This window comes from Polaromonas sp. CG_9.7, assembly GCF_015752205.1.
Taxonomy (GTDB): domain Bacteria; phylum Pseudomonadota; class Gammaproteobacteria; order Burkholderiales; family Burkholderiaceae_C; genus Polaromonas.
The window spans coordinates 24,995-41,000 of the sequence record NZ_JADOVG010000017.1; the positions used below are offsets into that span (position 1 = coordinate 24,995).

Genomic DNA, 16,006 nt, shown 5'->3' on the forward strand with positions numbered 1-16,006 from the left:
ACGCTTCACGTCTGGGCGCTGCGGCGGGTCAATTCTTGAAGCAGCGCCTGGGCTTCTGCCAGAAAATCGGGCGCCATTGCAAATACGGCCTCGGCCTTGGCGGCATCGCAGGTGTGGCTGCTGTCAGTGCGCGCCTGCCGGTAGGTTTTCCAGTGCCGCCAGTCTGAACGCAGCAAGCCGCGCTCGTTTCCCAGCCGGATCAGATTTTGAAAGCTGGCAGTATCCAGTTCAGCCGGGCTGGCTTCAGTGGACTCCAGATAGCGCTTGAGCATTTTCCAGCTGAGTTCGTAGGTGAATTCAAAGCACTGGATCACCGAGTTGCGCAGTTGTTCACGCAAACCGGCATCGGCCAGTGCGGCGGGTGAACAGGCATAGGCCAGGCTTTTTTCAAGCTGCCCGATGGCGCTGCGCAAGGCAGTGAAGTCAAGGCCCATAGCGGGACTTTTTTAAAAATGTTGAATGAATTGTGCAACAGGCGTTAGCTGCTTGAATGCCCTGCATCAAGCAACAACCATTTGCTATAAAATAGATAGCTACCTGGGGAACAGGATAAAGAGTGAGCGATCCAAAAAAACTTCAACAATTTTCTGGAAAATCTTCTCTGCAGTTTCGCATCATGCGCGCCGCTCCGCAGCCCTGCCAGTCTGAAATAGACACGCCACCCCACCCGCGCAGCTGCTAAATTACACGGCTGAGCAGCGCAAAGCGGTCTCGGATCAACTTTTAAAAAATCAGGAATAACCCATGGCCAAGCTTTTCGCGGTTTACCAGCAACCCATTGACACCGCCGCATTCGATGAACACTACTTCAACAAGCATGTAGTGCTGGCCAAGCTGTTGCCGGGCCTGCGCAGCTATGAAGTCACGCAGGGCGACGTGATGGGCGCGTCTGGCAAGCATGGCGCGTATCTGGTTGCCAGCCTGGAGTTCGATTCCATGGCGGCCATTCAGGCCGCCATGGCGTCACCGCAAGGACAGGCCACAGCGGCTGATCTGGCCAATTTTGCCGGTGCAGGCGTAGACCTGATGATGGGCGAAACGCGCCTGATCTGATCTGGGCAAGCGCAGCAACAGGTACATCCCCAGCTCGTTTCGGAGCGCCGCGCAGGCTCAATGGCGCATGCCTGGCAAGGCCATCAGCAGCCACCATGAGCAATTCACGTTGTCCATATCCCAGGCGACGGGATCAGGCAGTGCGAGATGTTTTCTGGATGAAAAACTTTTTTCTGCGCCAAACAAGCGGCCAAGTTGCTGCTCCAGGTCAAGCCCGGCTTGGGCATCGAAACCAGGGTGCATTCCATCGTTTGGCAGGTGCTTTTTAGCTGACCAGGAAAATCGCACCACTTCCAGGCCGTAGAGCGATTCCAGGTGGTCACAACGTTCAAAACAGGCAGCCGGCGTGCTGTTGTAGCCATGCAGGTAGAGCAGTAAAGGTCGCGCTTGCTGAAACAGCTGTAACAATTCATTCATGGCTTCGGTGTTGTCCACGTCGCAGTCCATTTGCATCACTTTCCAGTCGGCTTGCTGTGTCTGTGGCGCAAGCTTCCGGAGGGCCTGTGCCAGCGGATCCGAACCAGCTGTAAACAGTTGTTTGTCAGCTGGCATGGCGCTTCTGCCTTCAATCTCATGACCGCTGAAGATAAGCATTTTTTTCTCCCCTTGTAAATTTTCTTTCACTGCACTTTTACGCACCCTCGAGGTATCGTGACCAAACTATCTGTCGGTGGATATCCCCCAAACAAGGATGAATTTCAAAAAGACTGCAGCGGCAAATCCGGCCAGAATTGTAAAAATCTGCCGACTAGTTGCTATAAAATAAATAGCTAATAAGCCATGTCTGATGAGCGAAAAACATGTAAAAGCTTCTTAAAAAGACGTGTTTTAATAAAGTCCGGTCCTACGCAGGTTTAGGCGAAAAACTCATGCGTCAGACCACCTAAAAGGCTAGGATGAATGGCTTGCCAACATTGAAGATATGGATTTCGTCATGCCCCAAACACTCGCATACTCTGCCACTTCGGCCGAAACCCCACTTGCGCCTTTCTCCTTCGACCGCCGCTCACCCGGCCAGCTTGATGTGGCGCTCGACATCCTGCACTGCGGCGTCTGTCACTCCGATTTGCACACGGCGCGCAATGAATGGAAAAACACCGTCTATCCCTCGGTGCCCGGACATGAAATTGTCGGGCGCGTCACGGCCGTTGGCGATCTGGTGAGCAAGTTCAAGGTCGGCGACATCGTCGGTGTGGGATGCATGGTAGACAGCTGCCAGCATTGCACGCCTTGTGCAGACGGCCTGGAGCAGTACTGCGACAACGGCTTCACCGGCACTTACAACGGCCCTGCGCAAGGCACTGGCGCCAACACCTACGGCGGCTATTCAAGCCACATCGTGGTGCGCGAGTCCTTCGTGCTGCACATTTCACACGCTGAAGCCGACCTGGCCGCCGTCGCGCCGCTGCTGTGCGCCGGCATCACCACCTATTCACCGCTGCGTCAGTGGAAGGTTGGACCGGGCCACAAGGTCGGCATTGTCGGCCTGGGCGGGTTGGGCCACATGGGCGTGAAGATTGCCGCTGCCATGGGCGCGCATGTGGTGCTGTTCACCACCTCGGAGAACAAGCGCGAGGACGCCTTGCGCCTGGGTGCCAAGGAGGTGGTGGTATCGAAAAACCCCGATGAAATGGCCGCGCATACCGGCAGTTTTGACTTTATTTTGAACACGGTGGCCGCGCCGCATGACCTGGACGCTTTTTTGGTGCTGCTCAAGCTCGACGGCACCATGACACTGGTCGGCGCGCCTGCCAGTCCGCATCCATCGCCCGGCGTGTTCAACCTGATCATGAAGCGCCGCCGCCTGGCAGGCTCGCTGATTGGCGGCATCCGGGAAACGCAGGAAATGCTGGATTTTTGCGCGCAGCACGGGCTGGTTTCGGACATCGAGGCGATCCGCATGGACGAGATCGAGACAGCCTACGAGCGCATGCTCAAGGGTGATGTGAAGTACCGCTTTGTAGTGGACATGGCAACGCTGTCCGCAGGTCAGCAAGCGACACCCGTTCAGCCTGCTATCTGATCGATAGCTGCCTGTTTCCGCATCACTTGCGGAAACAGGCTTTTTGCTTAAAAAACCAATGCTTCAAGCCGGTCAGGCAGGTGGCAATTCGACAGGTTTTTCATGCCGGGACTTCACAAAAATGTCCCATGCCGCCATGAACATGGCGCCGATCACCGGGCCAATGACAAAACCGTTGAGTCCGAACAACGACATGCCGCCAATGGTTGAAACCAGCACCACATAGTCGGGCATCTTGGTGTCCTTGCCGACCAACACCGGGCGCAAAATGTTGTCGACCAAGCCGATTACCAGTACACCATATGCAATCAAGAGCACACCTTGCCAGATGGCACCGGTGGCCAAAAAGTAGATGGCGACCGGAATCCAGACGATGGCCGCGCCAATTGCCGGCAGCAGCGACAGGAAGGCCATCAGCGTGCCCCACAAAATCGGTGCATGGATGTCAAGGAACCAAAGAATCAACCCGCCCAATATGCCCTGCACCACGGCTACCACGATGTTGCCCTTGACGGTAGCGCGGATGACGGTGGTGAATTTACTGAACAACTGCAGCTTGATCTCTGCCTCAAGCGGTATCGCTTCCTTGATGCGTCGCGACAGGGCTCCGCCATCGCGCAGAAAGAAAAACAGGAGGTACAGCATGATGAAAAAGCTGACGAAAAAATCAAAGGCATTTTGACCGATGCTCACGGCCTGGGTAGCGATGAACTGGCTTCCCTGCGTCAGGCTGCTGGTCACGCGTTGCTGAATCAGCACAAGATTGTCAAGGCCTGAGCGGTTGAGAATGCTGGTCACCCATGAAGGCAGCGCGCTGTAGATTTGCTGAAAATAGCGGCTGAAACTGAGCTCGCCGGACTGAACCCGCTGGTACATGCTGGCAGCTTCCTGCGTCAGCATGGCGCTGACCAACCCGACAGGCAGTATGACCAAAACCAGAATGATGGAAAGCGTCAGCAAGGCCGCCAGCGTGCGTTTTTTTGGCATCTTTCTGAGCAGGCTGATGAACAGCGTGTTGAACAAAATGGCCAGCACTGCGCCCCAGAACACCGCGCCATAATAAGGCCAGAGCACCCAGAAAAAGCCCAGCGAAACCACGGCCAGCAGCAGCAGGAAAGACCGGTCTTCCAGGCGGGAAGAATTGGCCATTTTTGAAAGTTTCATAGGGTTGCGCAAAGGGTTGTAAAAACGGGAACGCCCATGGTAACGGCACCCATTGCCCGTGCTGTTGCCGAAATCGCATTAAACAGGCGACTGCTCAAAAGATTGCATCGACAGTCTTGCTCGAGAACAGGTAGCGAAAGGCTTGTGCGGCCCGGTCATCAATTGGAAATATGGTCGTAATAGCAGTGCACTTCAGAGGGCCTTGGCGCAAAGCTGAAACCATTGCCCGGAGAAAAGGCGGGGTTTCAGGGTGCAACCGCATCACCGCGAGTCGCTGGCATCTTCATCAGCGTCTTTTTTGTCAAATTCCATGTCGCTGTCCAGGTCGGCGCTGTCATCGGCCAACTCGTCGACTTCACTCAAGTCGTCGAGGTCTTCATTCGCATCGCCGTCAGCGTCAATCGCAGCGCCAGGAGCCACTTCGATATGGTCGGGCAAGATATCCGTATCAGTCGGGTCCAGGCCCAGACCATTGCCTGCCGAAGTGCGTTCGCCAGTGCCTGCAGCGTCGCTGTCGCTGGACAACTCGTCGTCACCGTAAGCGCCTACCGCATCGCTTCCACTGTCGGAGTTGTCGCTGGGGCCAAGGGCATGAACGTCTTTTCCGATGATTTCCTCAGGGGCGGAGCCGCCCAGAATGCTGCTGGTTGCCATGGTGTTTCCTTGTGCTTTTGAAATCCGTCGGGATGCCTTGATTGTCGAAAGACGGGCCAGCGCGCACTGTGGGACAGTCCACGCCACTGCTGTCAGCCGCGGGCGCATGCATGGCGACGGTCTGAAACCAGCCAGGCTTTCCAGCCGGTCAAAGTAGTATGCGCTGGCATGCACGCCGCGTAAAGCTGCGAAACACGCTGCAAGTTTGCTGGATTCGCCGGGCGAACTGGCGTCCAATGGCATCAATGTTTGATTCCTTCGCGTCAGCGAAACCCCTCATGAATTTTTCCACCGTACTTTTTCTCCTGCCGTTTCACCGAAACCCGGCTATTTCCTCAGTTCCCACCGTATGTGCCAGCGGGTCGTCCTTGCAAGCCTGCGCCACAAGGCTCGCCGTGAGCATGGCGGCTTTACTGCTGGCCTTGAACGTCCAGGCCCAAAACGCCGACGCTCCGGCTGCAGCGACTGCCGAAGCGGTGGCTGCGGAAATGTCGGCACCACGCTACTCGGCGAGCGACCTGGAAAGGGCTTTCGGTTTCATGGACGGCAACCGCGACGGCAAGGTCAGCCGGGAAGAAGCCTCGGGCTTTCGCGGCGTGGCAAAAAACTTCGACCGGGCCGACACCAACCAGGACGGCTTCCTGTCGCGCGAGGAATTTGACGCGGCCATGAATTACGTCAAACCCAAGTGATCGTCCTGCATGCACCGGCTTGCAGCCGAAAGAGGCGGCAAAAGCTGCCAGTGAGCCTGTGAATTGAGTTACGTCGTAGCCGTCCGGGCGCTGTGCGAATTCACTGCCAAGCAGGGCGACCTGGACTTGCGTTTCACGCCTTCACCGTCTGCCCAGGAAGGCATTGCCGGCCATGCGCTGGTGGCTTCGCGCCGCCATGCAGGCTATCAGGCTGAGTTGAGTCTTTCGGGCGATTACAGGGAACTGCATGTGCGGGGCCGCGCCGATGGCTACGATGCGCAAAAAAATCAGCTGGAAGAGGTCAAGACCTTCCGCGGCGACCTGGCCGCGATGCCTGAAAACCACCGCAAACTGCATTGGGCGCAGGTCAAGGTTTACGGCTGGCTGCTGTGCCAGAAGCTCGAACTGGCCGAGGTGCGGCTGGCGCTGGTTTATCTGGACATCAACAGCCAGCAGGAAACCGTTTTAACCCAGCACTTCACCGCCGAGACGCTGAAAGCTTACTTTGAAGCGCAGTGCGAAAAATTCCTGCACTGGGCGCAGCGGGAAATGGTGCACCGAGCAGCGCGCGATGACGCGCTGGCGTCGCTGGCTTTTCCGTATGCAGAATTTCGCACCGGCCAGCGCGAACTGGCCGAAGCGGTGTACCGCTCTGCCACCAGCAGCCGCTGCCTGATGGCGCAGGCGCCCACAGGCATTGGCAAGACCATCGGCACCGTTTTTCCGCTGCTCAAGGCCGCGCCCAAGCAACAAATTGACAAGATATTTTTTCTGGCGGCCAAGACGCCGGGCCGCCGCCTGGCGCTCGATGCGCTGGCGCTGGTCAAGCACGGCGCACCGTCCCTGCCCTTGCGCGTGATCGAGCTGGTGGCGCGTGACAAGGCCTGCGAGCATTTGGACAAGGCCTGCCATGGGGAGTCATGCCCGCTGGCACGGGGTTTTTACGACCGCCTGCCGGCGGCACGCAGCGCGGCGCTGGCCGAACCCGGTGCGGACGGCCTGCTGGACAAGGAAACGTTGCGCACGGTAGCGCTGGCGCATGGCGTGTGCCCCTACTATCTGAGCCAGGACCTGGTGCGCTGGTCTGATGTGGTGGTCGGCGACTACAACTATTTCTTCGACGTGAGCGCGCTGCTCCATGGCCTGACGGTGGCCAACGGCTGGTGCGTCAGCGTGCTGGTTGACGAGGCGCACAACTTGGTGGATCGGGCACGAAAGATGTATTCAGCCGAGCTGGACCAGACCGATCTGGCCGGCGTGCGGCAGTCGGCCGGACCCGCGCTGAAAAAGCCGCTTGACCGCCTGCACCGCGTCTGGCGCGACCTGGCCAGGGATCCGCAACATCCGATCGATCAGGCTTACCAGGTTCGCGCCAGTCTGCCGGACAAGTTCCTCTTGGCATTGCAAAACGCCACCAGTTCCATCAGCGATGATCTGGAGGAAAATCCGACGCGAGTGGATACCGCACTGCAGCGCTTTTACTTTGATGCGCTGCATTTCTCGCGCATGGCTGAAAGCTTTGGTGCGCATTCCCTGTTTGACATCACGCAGGATACGGCACAAGGTCGGCATGCCTTTTCAGCCAACCGCCCGGCGGCCAGATTCAGCCGGCTGTCCATTCGCAACGTCGTGCCCGCGCCTTTCCTGGCGCCGCGCTTTGCCGCTGCCCGGTCGGCCGCACTGTTTTCTGCGACGCTGAGCCCGCAAAACTACCATGCCGACACACTCGGCCTGCCGGCCAACACGGTATGGGTGGATGTACCGTCGCCATTCCTGGCCGAGCAACTGGCGGTGCAGGTCGTCGGCGACATATCCACCCGGTACCAGCACCGCGAGTTGTCACTGGCGCCCATCGCGCAGCTGATGGCGCGGCAATACCAGCAACAACCGGGCAATTACCTGGTGTTCGTGAGCAGTTACGACTACCTGGAAAAACTGGCGGGGCGCTTCCAGCAGTTGCATTCGCAAATACCGATCTGGATGCAGACCCGGCGCATGGATGAAGTGGCGCGCGACGAGTTCCTGGCGCGCTTTGTGCCTGAGGGAAAAGGCATTGGTTTTGCGGTGCTGGGCGGCGCGTTTGCCGAGGGCATCGACCTGCCCGGCCAGCGGCTGATTGGTGCCTTCATCGCCACCCTGGGGCTGCCACAGGTCAATCCGGTCAATGAGCAGATCAAGCTGCGGATGGCTGAAAATTTTGGCGTTCGTCAGGCGTATGACTACACCTATCTTTATCCGGGCATTCAAAAAGTCGTGCAAGCTGCGGGCCGGGTGATACGCACCACACAAGACCAAGGCGTGATTTTTCTTATGGATGACAGGTTTGCGCGACCGGAAGTCAAACGCCTGCTGCCTGCGTGGTGGGAGGTTCGGCAAATGCGGATCCGCCCTGCGAATCCCATCGACGAAATCTGGCCAAGGGAAGTGTCGGTTGATAGCGCGTCACCATGAAAAAACCCGCCGAAGCGGGGTTTTCGTCTGCACAAATGTTCAGCAAGCTTTTCAGAATACCCCGAAGAGCATCAACAACAAGATGACAGTGATGGGAACACCGAGTAACCAGGCAATGATGGGCATGTTGATCTCCTTGGAAATGGGTTTTTGCGGTTGAGAGCCCTAAGTTAAAAGAAATCGCTTGCGACTTTTGCCAGCATGCAAGACACACACCCGTAAGAAATATCCGAAGACTCTGTAGTTTTGCAAGCCCCTCTGAAACCAGGCACTTCATGCATCCAGTCCGAAAAGATGGAAAAAGGTTTTCCCCCCACAAACGTCAAGCTTTTCAGGCTTGCAAAAGCAGAGCGTTTTACGTAACCGAAAAACCTGATCCAGCGTTTTTTTAAACGCAATCTGCATACATTCTTCCCTCTTGTCGCACTTCATTCATTGGGATTGTTGCCCTTGATGCCGTGCTGCTCCTTGAAAGCGAGTTGAACCAGTTCAAGCTGGTCAACCAAAGCATCAATCCTCTGGAAGTCCTTGTCTGGTTCGGTTAGCAGACGTTCCAGTTCATCGCGCAAATGGGCGTATTCGGTCTTCAAGTCTGTGGTCACCGCCTTATTGGGAAGGTAGCTGCCGGGAAAAGGAGGGGTCGTGTTTAAAGGCATGAAAAAACTCGTTGTATGGGAGTCACAGCACGGTGAGCGCTGATGACTCAACTGACAGGTGAGTCATCTAATCATTTGCGGTGACGCATCGCTGTAGGACGGCAACGTATTTTTATTTTTCAGCCTTGATCGGATATCCACAAAAAATAGGCGGTCATAAAATCGAAAAAATACGTTGGCCTCATATTTCAATGTCAAAAAACACCGTATGTGGTTTTCACGAATATTCAATCAGGATACCCTGGCTATATTGAACTTTCTCTCAACACCGCATCAGCCGATGCACTATCCGTATGACCATCTCAACACCCCCCTCGAAACCGCCGCTCTACCGTTCCCTTTACGTCCAGGTGATTTGTGCCGTCATTGCCGGCGTTGCCTTGGGCTTTTTCTATCCCTCGGTGGGCGAAAGCATGAAGCCGCTCGGTGATGGCTTCATCAAGTTGATCAAGATGATGATCGCGCCCATTATTTTTTGCACCGTGGTGGTGGGCATTGCCGGCATGGAAGACATGAAGAAGGTGGGCAAGACCGGCGGACTGGCACTGCTGTACTTTGAGGTTGTCAGCACCTTTGCGCTGATCATCGGGTTGGTGCTGGTCAATGTTTTGAAACCGGGCGTCGGCATGAACATTGACGCAACGACGCTGGATACCAAGTCCATTGCGGCTTACACCGCGCCCGGAAAGATGGTGGGCACGACCGACTTCATCATGAATGTCATTCCAACCGCATTTGTCGATGCGTTTGCCAAGGGTGAAATCCTGCAAGTGCTGCTGCTGGCTGTGCTTTTTGGCTTTGCCTTGCACCGCTTTGGCGGCCGGGGAACGATGGTGTTTGACTTGATCGAGAAAACATCCCATGTGTTGTTCGCCATCGTGGGATTCATTATGAAGGTCGCGCCTGTCGGTGCCTTCGGTGCCATGGCCTTCACGATTGGCAAGTATGGCGTCGGTTCGCTGTTTTCGCTGGGCAAACTGATGGGCGCGTTCTACCTGACCTGCCTGATTTTCATCTTTGTCGTTCTCGGCACCATCGCCCGCCTGCATGGCTTCAGCATCTGGAAATTCATCAAATACATCAAAGAAGAGTTGTTGATCGTGTTGGGCACCTCATCGTCTGAGACAGTGCTGCCGCGCATGATGGAAAAGATGGAAAACCTGGGCGCGAAAAAGACGACCGTGGGCTTGGTGATTCCCACCGGCTATTCGTTCAACCTGGACGGCACCTCGATTTATTTGACGATGGCGGCTGTTTTCATTGCGCAGGCCACCAACACGCCCATGACATTGATGCAGGAAATCACGTTGCTTGGCGTCTTGTTGCTGACCTCAAAAGGCGCGGCGGGTGTGACGGGAAGCGGCTTTATCGTCCTGGCGGCGACACTGTCGGCAGTTGGCACCGTACCGGTGGCTGGCCTGGCCTTGATTCTGGGAATCGACCGCTTCATGTCGGAAGCGCGTGCGCTCACCAATCTGATCGGCAATGGCGTGGCGACGCTGGTCGTGGCGAAGTGGACCAATGAGCTTGACGTTGTGCGGCTTCAAGCCGGGTTGAACAACGAGACATGGCAAGAAGCCCAGGAACCTGAAATGGTGCTGGACAAAAAAACGGAACACATGGCCGTTGGGTCTTGATATTTTCAGTGAATGCGCCCGACCGGGCACATTCACTGTCTGTCAACGGCAAACTGGGGCAGCATTGATGCTGCCCCAGTTTGCGGAAACTTTATTGCGCTTTAGCGATTCTGGCGTGGTGCAGGACCGGGCCCACGGCCTGCGATGTGACGGAAAGTGATGCGGCCTTTGCTAAGGTCGTAAGGCGACAGTTCCAGTGACACCTGGTCGCCGGCCAGAATGCGAATGTGGTTTTTGCGCATCTTGCCCGAGGTATAGGCCACAAGCTTGTGGCCGTTGTCCAGCGTCACGCGAAAACGCGAGTCGGGCAGCACCTCGTCAACCAGACCATGCATTTCGATTAATTCTTCTTTTGCCATCTAAAACTCCTGATATTTCAAAAAATTATTTTGTATCGCCAGCCCACACGGGCTGGCTGTGTTTTATGCGCAAACAGGGGACGAGCTTTCGTGAATCCAGCCCAGTGCGTGTTCGGTAGCGTAATGTACGGCAGCAGCAGCGCTGTCAAAAATTCCGGTGAAACGCAGCACCCTGTCATGGGTACCGCTGCCGCGACCGGAGCGGATGGAAACTGAAGCCGCAAAGCGGCCTTCGCCCTGCTTTTTTGCAACTGGCGAGACAAGGTATTTACCTACCTCTATTCGGGTGTCGTTCATATTCATAAAAATCTTCGCCGGATATTTTTTCCGGCTTCTTTGGGAAAGGGTAACCAGCTTGCGAGCAAGCCAACGTGTATTCGGTATCTAGCCGCCAGTTCATTGAGAAGCCGGGCGGGGTTGAGCCATAAGTGGGCACTGTTGGTGGAAGTGCTCGCCAGGAAATGAAACAGTGCTGTGGGCATCAAAGCTGAAAAACCTTGAAAGCAGTGCCAGATCGCTGGGAATTCGGGCTCTGGGAAGCGCCGCATTTGAGAAAGAAGCCGGGTGTAATAAAGACTTCGATGAAAAACGCTGATGCGTTACCGAACCCACCATTATAACCGGGCAACCCGTCAGCGGCTCTTGTTCGTTCAACATTCAAATTGCGGATGCAGTTGACGGATGCGGTTCATGGCGCGGCCGGCAGCGGCGGTGCGGGTTTCCACGCCGAGCTTGGCGTACACCCGTTCCAGGTGTTTTTTCACTGTTGCAGGGCTGGACCCCAGAATGTCGCCGATGTCACGGTTGACCTTTCCTTTCACCACCCAATACAGCACCTCGGCTTCTCTGGCGGTCAGCTTGAAGCTCAGGCCAAGGACTTGCAACACCGCATCGTCCGAAATTTCACGCATCACGATCAGCCAGTCGCCGCCGCTGTCACTGTCGTCGGTTTGCTGGTGCAGCCGGAATGTCAGGCGACGCGGCCCCTGCTCGATCGTCAGGCGCGGCGGCTCGATCTGGCGCTGGGCATCAGGCAGGTGGCGGCGCAGCCAGTCGAGGACCGCCTCGGGCGTTTGCGGCGCGGTGGTGCCGTAGTAGCGCATAAGCAGATCACGCGCCAGCGGCGTCTGCCAGATCAGCTTGCCGTCACCCTGCCCGTTCGCATTCATCCGTACCGTCATGCTGGCGTAGCCGAACGCATCCAGGGCGTTGCGCGCCTGCCCGGCCTGCCGCACTTCCTGCCGGGCCCGACGTGCGCCCTGCAGATGCACACCCATGCGCGCCATCACTTCCTTGGGCTTGATTGGCTTGGTGACATAGTCGACGCCGCCGGCCTGCAGGGCCGCTACCAGGTGCTCGGTTTCGGTCAGGCCGGTCATGAAGATGATCGGGATATGGGCCGTTTCAGGCATGGCCTTGAGTTGCCGGGCAACTTCAAACCCGTCCATGCCCGGCATCATTGCGTCGAGCAGCACGATGTCGGGCAGGGCCTGCCGGGCACGTTGCAGCGCGGCTTCGCCGCTGGTAGCAACCAGCACGGTGTAGCCCGACTCGTCGAGCGCATCGTGCAACACCGACAGGTTGTCGGGCACATCGTCAACGATCAGCACCACATCGCTGTTGACACGGTCCAGGGTATCGTTCAGGCAGCTTCCCCTTGTCGGCGCGTCAGGCATGTTGTTCATGGCCTTTCTCCTTGTGTGTCTGTTATTTGCGTGAGCAGGCTGGCCATGGCTTCGAACCTGAACTGGCGCGCCAGCACGCGCATCTCCTCGACGAAGGCTGCGGTGGCAGGTTGCTGGGTTTCAATGTCCGCCAGCTTGTTGTGAATACCCCTGTAAAAGCCCAACTGCACCACTTCAAGCAGGCTGGCAAGCTGGCGCGCATCCGGCAATATGCGCAGCGCGGGCATGACAAGCATCGAGGCGGGGTTTGGTGTCGGGTCGGCATGGCACCAGACCAGGCCGAGGGTTCTCTCCAGCCAGTCGATCAGTTCGGTGTGGCGCACCGGCTTGAGGATGAAATCCTCCGTGCGTATGCCCACATCGTTGTCCAGCCCCTTGTCAAAAGCATTGGCCGACACGATTGCCAGGTGAATGCCGGCATGCCCGGATTTGCGCACGCGGCGCAGCGTTTCCCAGCCATCAATGCCGGCCATGGCCAAATCCATGAAAATCACGTCGGGCCGGTAGCCCGCCGCCAGCAGGTCCAGGCAGTCGTGGCCGCTGGCAGCGGTGCGCATCTCGAAGCCCATGGGCTCCAGCAGATGCACCAGCAGTTCGCGGTCGGGCTCCTCGTTGTCGACCACCAGCAGCTTGCGCCGCACGCCTTCATAGCCCTGAGGCCGACGCCGGGCGTTGCGGATTTTGGTCGCCGGAAAACTGCCCGCTGCCATGTGCACTTCCGGCAAAAACAGCCGGATGCCAAACACCGAGCCCTTGCCCGGCGCGCTGACCACGGTCATCTCGCCGCCCATCAAATCGGTCAGCATTTTGGCGATCGTCAGGCCCAGGCCCGCGCCCGATGCGCCGCCCACACTCTGGCCGGCGGTGCTGCCGCGCGCAAAGGGCTCAAAAATATTGTCAAGTTCAGCCGCGCTCATGCCAGGGCCGGTGTCCTGGATGTCGATGTAGGCCATTTCGCGCGCATGGCGCACCCGGAAAGTGACCTGGCCTTGGGCGGTGAACTTGATGGCATTGCCCAGCAGGTTGATCAGCACCTGCCGCACCCGCTGCTCATCGGCGCGCACCAGTTCAGGCAGGTTGCCGACGGCTTCGAACACAAAGCGCAGGCCCTTGGCCGCCGCCTGCAACTCGAACATTCCCTCTATTTCGTGTACACAGTCAGCGAATGGCATCGGCCTGACATTGAGCGTCAGTTTGCCAGCCTCGATGCGGGCGATGTCCAGCGTGCCCTCGATCAGCGACAGCAGATGCTCGCCGCCGCGCTTGATGACGTTGACCGCCTGCTTGCGGTGCGGCGGAATGCCGGCGTCTTCGCCCATCAGTTGCGCATAGCCCAGAATACTGTTCAGCGGCGTGCGCAACTCGTGGCTGATGGCGCTGATGTAGCGGCTCTTGGCCTGGTTCGCCTGGTCGGCCACGCGCTTGGCCTGCTGCAGCGCTTCGTCGGTCTGCCGGTGGGACTCGATTTCCTGCATCAAGAGGTGCGTCTGGCGGTTCGACTCTTCCTGCGCCACCTGCCGGCTCTTGTGCGCCAGCACCAGCCACCAGGCAACCAGTCCGGCCATCACCAGCAGCGCCATGTAGGCCTTCAAAAAACCTGATCGCAAGGCCGAATCGGACGCCGCCAGTTCGGCCACCGAACTGATTTCCTGGCGGTACAGCAAGCCAAACACAGCAGCGAGCAGTGGCACGATGACCGTCATCAGCAGCAAAAAGTGGCTCAAGCCGGTGTCCAGGTACGGCCAGATGCGGCGCGGCAGCAACCAGCGCAGGGCTGCAGACCACTGCACCGACAGGCGCGCATGGGGCTTGCACAAGTCGCCGCAACGCGCGTCCAGCGTGCAGCACAGCGAGCAGATCGGCCCCTGGTAGGCCGGGCAATGCGCCATGTCGGGGCCTTCGTAGCTGCGCTCGCAAATCACGCAGCGCTGGGTGGCGTGGCGTTGGCAAGGCCCGTCGGCAGCCAGTGGCGCAGAACGGCGCGCAATGTAATAACGCCCGCTCGTTGCCCAGGCAATCAGCGGCGCCGCGACAAACGCCGTGGTCATGGCAATGACGGCTGAAAAAGCGCGCGCCAGTTCGCCATACAAGCCCAGGTGCGCGGTGATGGACAGCAGCGACGCCAGCGCCATCGCGCCCACGCCGACCGGGTTGATGTCGTACAGGTGGGCGCGCTTGAACTCGATGCCTGGCGGGGACAGGCCGAGCGGCTTGTTGATGACCAGGTCGGCCACCACCGCCATCACCCAGGCAATCGCAATGTTTGAATACAGCCCCAGCACGTCGCCAAGGGCCTGGAACACATTCATTTCCATCAGCATGAAGGCAATGGCGGTGTTGAACACCAGCCAGACCACCCGGCCGGGATGGCTGTGCGTCAGCCGCGAAAAAAAATTCGACCAGGCCAGCGAGCCGGCGTAGGCATTGGTCACATTGATCTTGAGCTGCGACACCACGACAAACAGCGCCGTCGCACCGACCGCCCAGCCGTAGTGGGGAAACACATATTCATAAGCCGCCAGGTACATCTGGTTCGGGTCCACCGCCCGGTCCAGCGGCACCATGTTGGAAATCGCCAGGTAGGCCAGCAGCGCGCCGCCGAGCATCTTGACTACTCCCAGGAGCACCCAGCCCGGTCCGCCGATCAGCACACCGGCCCACCAGCGCCAGCGGTTGGCGGGCGTCTGCACCGGCATGAAGCGCAGGTAGTCAGCCTGCTCGCCCATCTGGGTGATCAATGCAATGCCGACGGTCAAGGCCGCACCAAAAAGATGCAGATTGAAAGTGCCCGATGCACTTTTTTCGCCTGCATAGTTGACAACACCAGAAAACGCACCGGGAGCGTGCACAAAAACATAGGCAAACGGCACCACCAGCATGACAAGCCACAGCCCCTGCGTCCAGACCTGCAGCCGGCTGATGGTCGAAACCCCATGCGTGACCAGCGGAATCACCACCAGTGCACAAACCAGATAGCCCCACTTGGGCGGAATCCCGAAAGCCAGTTCCAGCGCATAGGCCATGACAGCGGCTTCCAGCGCAAAGAAAATGAAGGTGAACGAGGCATAGATCAGCGATGTCAGCGTCGAGCCGATATAGCCGAAACCTGCGCCACGCGTCAACAAGTCCATGTCCACGCCATAGCGCGCCGCATAAATACTGATTGGCAGGCCCGCCAGGAAAATGATCAGCCCCGTCGCCACGATGGCCCAGAAGGCATTGGTGAATCCGTATTTCACCAGCAAGGTGGCTCCCACGGCCTCCAGAATCAGAAATGACGCGGCGCCAAACGCGGTGTTGGCCACCCGCCATTCCGACCATTTGCGAAAGCGCTGCGGTGTAAAGCGCAGTGCATAGTCTTCCATGGTTTCGCTGGCGACCCAGCTGTTGTAGTCGCGCCTGACCTTGATGATGCTCTGCACCGCCACCTTGGGGCCGACACCCTGGTCTTCATCCGGCAAACCCAGGGGCGTGCCCGGCTGAATCAACGGTAAGGGCGTGGTGGTGTCCATGAAGGCGTGGGTGACAGGCAGAAAAATTTTAGATCCCATGCTTACAGCAGCTTTTGTGCCACGCAGCCGCAGCCCCCCCCCCCCCGGCAGCAGGTCCTGAACGCCGGTGGCACCAATCTT

Annotated in this window: 14 protein-coding genes; 5 read left to right on the forward strand and 9 right to left on the reverse strand. The window is 58.0% G+C overall.

Features of this window, described 5'->3' with window-relative positions:
- Positions 1-5: 5 nt before the first annotated feature.
- Positions 6-434 carry an HI0074 family nucleotidyltransferase substrate-binding subunit gene (locus tag IWX87_RS15530; RefSeq protein WP_196864441.1) on the reverse strand — a complete coding sequence of 143 codons (429 nt, stop codon included), beginning with the start codon at positions 432-434 and terminating at the stop codon, positions 6-8.
- A 310-nt stretch (positions 435-744) separates the two neighbouring features.
- Here IWX87_RS15530 and IWX87_RS15535 point away from each other — a divergent pair, with 310 nt between their 5' ends.
- Entirely contained in the window at positions 745-1,053 is a 309-nt protein-coding gene (locus IWX87_RS15535; RefSeq protein ID WP_196864442.1) for an EthD family reductase, read from the forward strand.
- A gap of 57 nt (positions 1,054-1,110) precedes the next feature.
- Here IWX87_RS15535 and IWX87_RS15540 read toward each other — a convergent pair whose 3' ends face one another.
- Positions 1,111-1,647, reverse strand: coding sequence for a hypothetical protein (locus IWX87_RS15540; protein WP_196864443.1), 537 nt, complete (start codon positions 1,645-1,647; stop codon positions 1,111-1,113).
- A gap of 340 nt (positions 1,648-1,987) precedes the next feature.
- On the opposite strand from IWX87_RS15540, the gene IWX87_RS15545 reads away from it, so the two are divergent.
- Positions 1,988-3,076 carry an NAD(P)-dependent alcohol dehydrogenase gene (locus IWX87_RS15545; RefSeq protein ID WP_196864444.1) on the forward strand — a complete coding sequence of 363 codons (1,089 nt, stop codon included), beginning with the start codon at positions 1,988-1,990 and terminating at the stop codon, positions 3,074-3,076.
- A 72-nt stretch (positions 3,077-3,148) separates the two neighbouring features.
- Here the strand turns inward: IWX87_RS15545 and IWX87_RS15550 are convergent, their stop codons facing one another.
- On the reverse strand, positions 3,149-4,225 hold the full coding sequence (locus IWX87_RS15550) for an AI-2E family transporter (RefSeq protein ID WP_196864480.1): 1,077 nt from the start codon (positions 4,223-4,225) through the stop codon (positions 3,149-3,151).
- A gap of 276 nt (positions 4,226-4,501) precedes the next feature.
- Positions 4,502-4,894, reverse strand: a complete 393-nt coding sequence (locus IWX87_RS15555) for a hypothetical protein (RefSeq protein WP_196864445.1) — start codon at positions 4,892-4,894, stop codon at positions 4,502-4,504.
- Between the two features lie 401 nt (positions 4,895-5,295).
- Here IWX87_RS15555 and IWX87_RS15560 point away from each other — a divergent pair, with 401 nt between their 5' ends.
- Both IWX87_RS15560 and IWX87_RS15565 read left to right on the forward strand, forming a co-directional pair.
- Entirely contained in the window at positions 5,296-5,586 is a 291-nt protein-coding gene (locus IWX87_RS15560) for a hypothetical protein (RefSeq protein ID WP_196864446.1), read from the forward strand.
- Positions 5,587-5,649: 63 nt separating this feature from the next.
- Positions 5,650-8,037, forward strand: a complete 2,388-nt coding sequence (locus IWX87_RS15565; RefSeq protein WP_196864447.1) for an ATP-dependent DNA helicase — start codon at positions 5,650-5,652, stop codon at positions 8,035-8,037.
- A 428-nt stretch (positions 8,038-8,465) separates the two neighbouring features.
- Here the strand turns inward: IWX87_RS15565 and IWX87_RS15570 are convergent, their stop codons facing one another.
- Positions 8,466-8,693 carry a hypothetical protein gene (locus IWX87_RS15570; RefSeq protein ID WP_196864448.1) on the reverse strand — a complete coding sequence of 76 codons (228 nt, stop codon included), beginning with the start codon at positions 8,691-8,693 and terminating at the stop codon, positions 8,466-8,468.
- A gap of 293 nt (positions 8,694-8,986) precedes the next feature.
- Between IWX87_RS15570 and IWX87_RS15575 the strand changes: the two genes are divergently transcribed.
- The gene (locus IWX87_RS15575) at positions 8,987-10,330 is read left to right on the forward strand and encodes a dicarboxylate/amino acid:cation symporter (protein ID WP_196864449.1); all 1,344 of its coding nucleotides are present in this window, start codon (positions 8,987-8,989) and stop codon (positions 10,328-10,330) included.
- A gap of 101 nt (positions 10,331-10,431) precedes the next feature.
- Here IWX87_RS15575 and infA read toward each other — a convergent pair whose 3' ends face one another.
- The 4 genes from infA to IWX87_RS15595 form a co-directional block, all read right to left on the reverse strand.
- Positions 10,432-10,689, reverse strand: coding sequence for a translation initiation factor IF-1 (gene infA / locus IWX87_RS15580; protein WP_026780839.1), 258 nt, complete (start codon positions 10,687-10,689; stop codon positions 10,432-10,434).
- A gap of 63 nt (positions 10,690-10,752) precedes the next feature.
- Positions 10,753-10,992: a hypothetical protein gene (locus IWX87_RS15585; RefSeq protein ID WP_196864450.1), complete on the reverse strand. Its 240-nt coding sequence runs from the start codon at positions 10,990-10,992 to the stop codon at positions 10,753-10,755.
- A gap of 347 nt (positions 10,993-11,339) precedes the next feature.
- Positions 11,340-12,374 (reverse strand): response regulator, encoded by a 1,035-nt coding sequence (locus tag IWX87_RS15590; RefSeq protein ID WP_370583928.1) that lies wholly within the window; start codon positions 12,372-12,374, stop codon positions 11,340-11,342.
- Positions 12,371-15,886, reverse strand: a complete 3,516-nt coding sequence (locus IWX87_RS15595; RefSeq protein WP_370583929.1) for an ATP-binding protein — start codon at positions 15,884-15,886, stop codon at positions 12,371-12,373. The genes IWX87_RS15590 and IWX87_RS15595 overlap by 4 nt, the downstream gene beginning before the upstream one ends.
- Positions 15,887-16,006 lie beyond the last annotated feature (120 nt).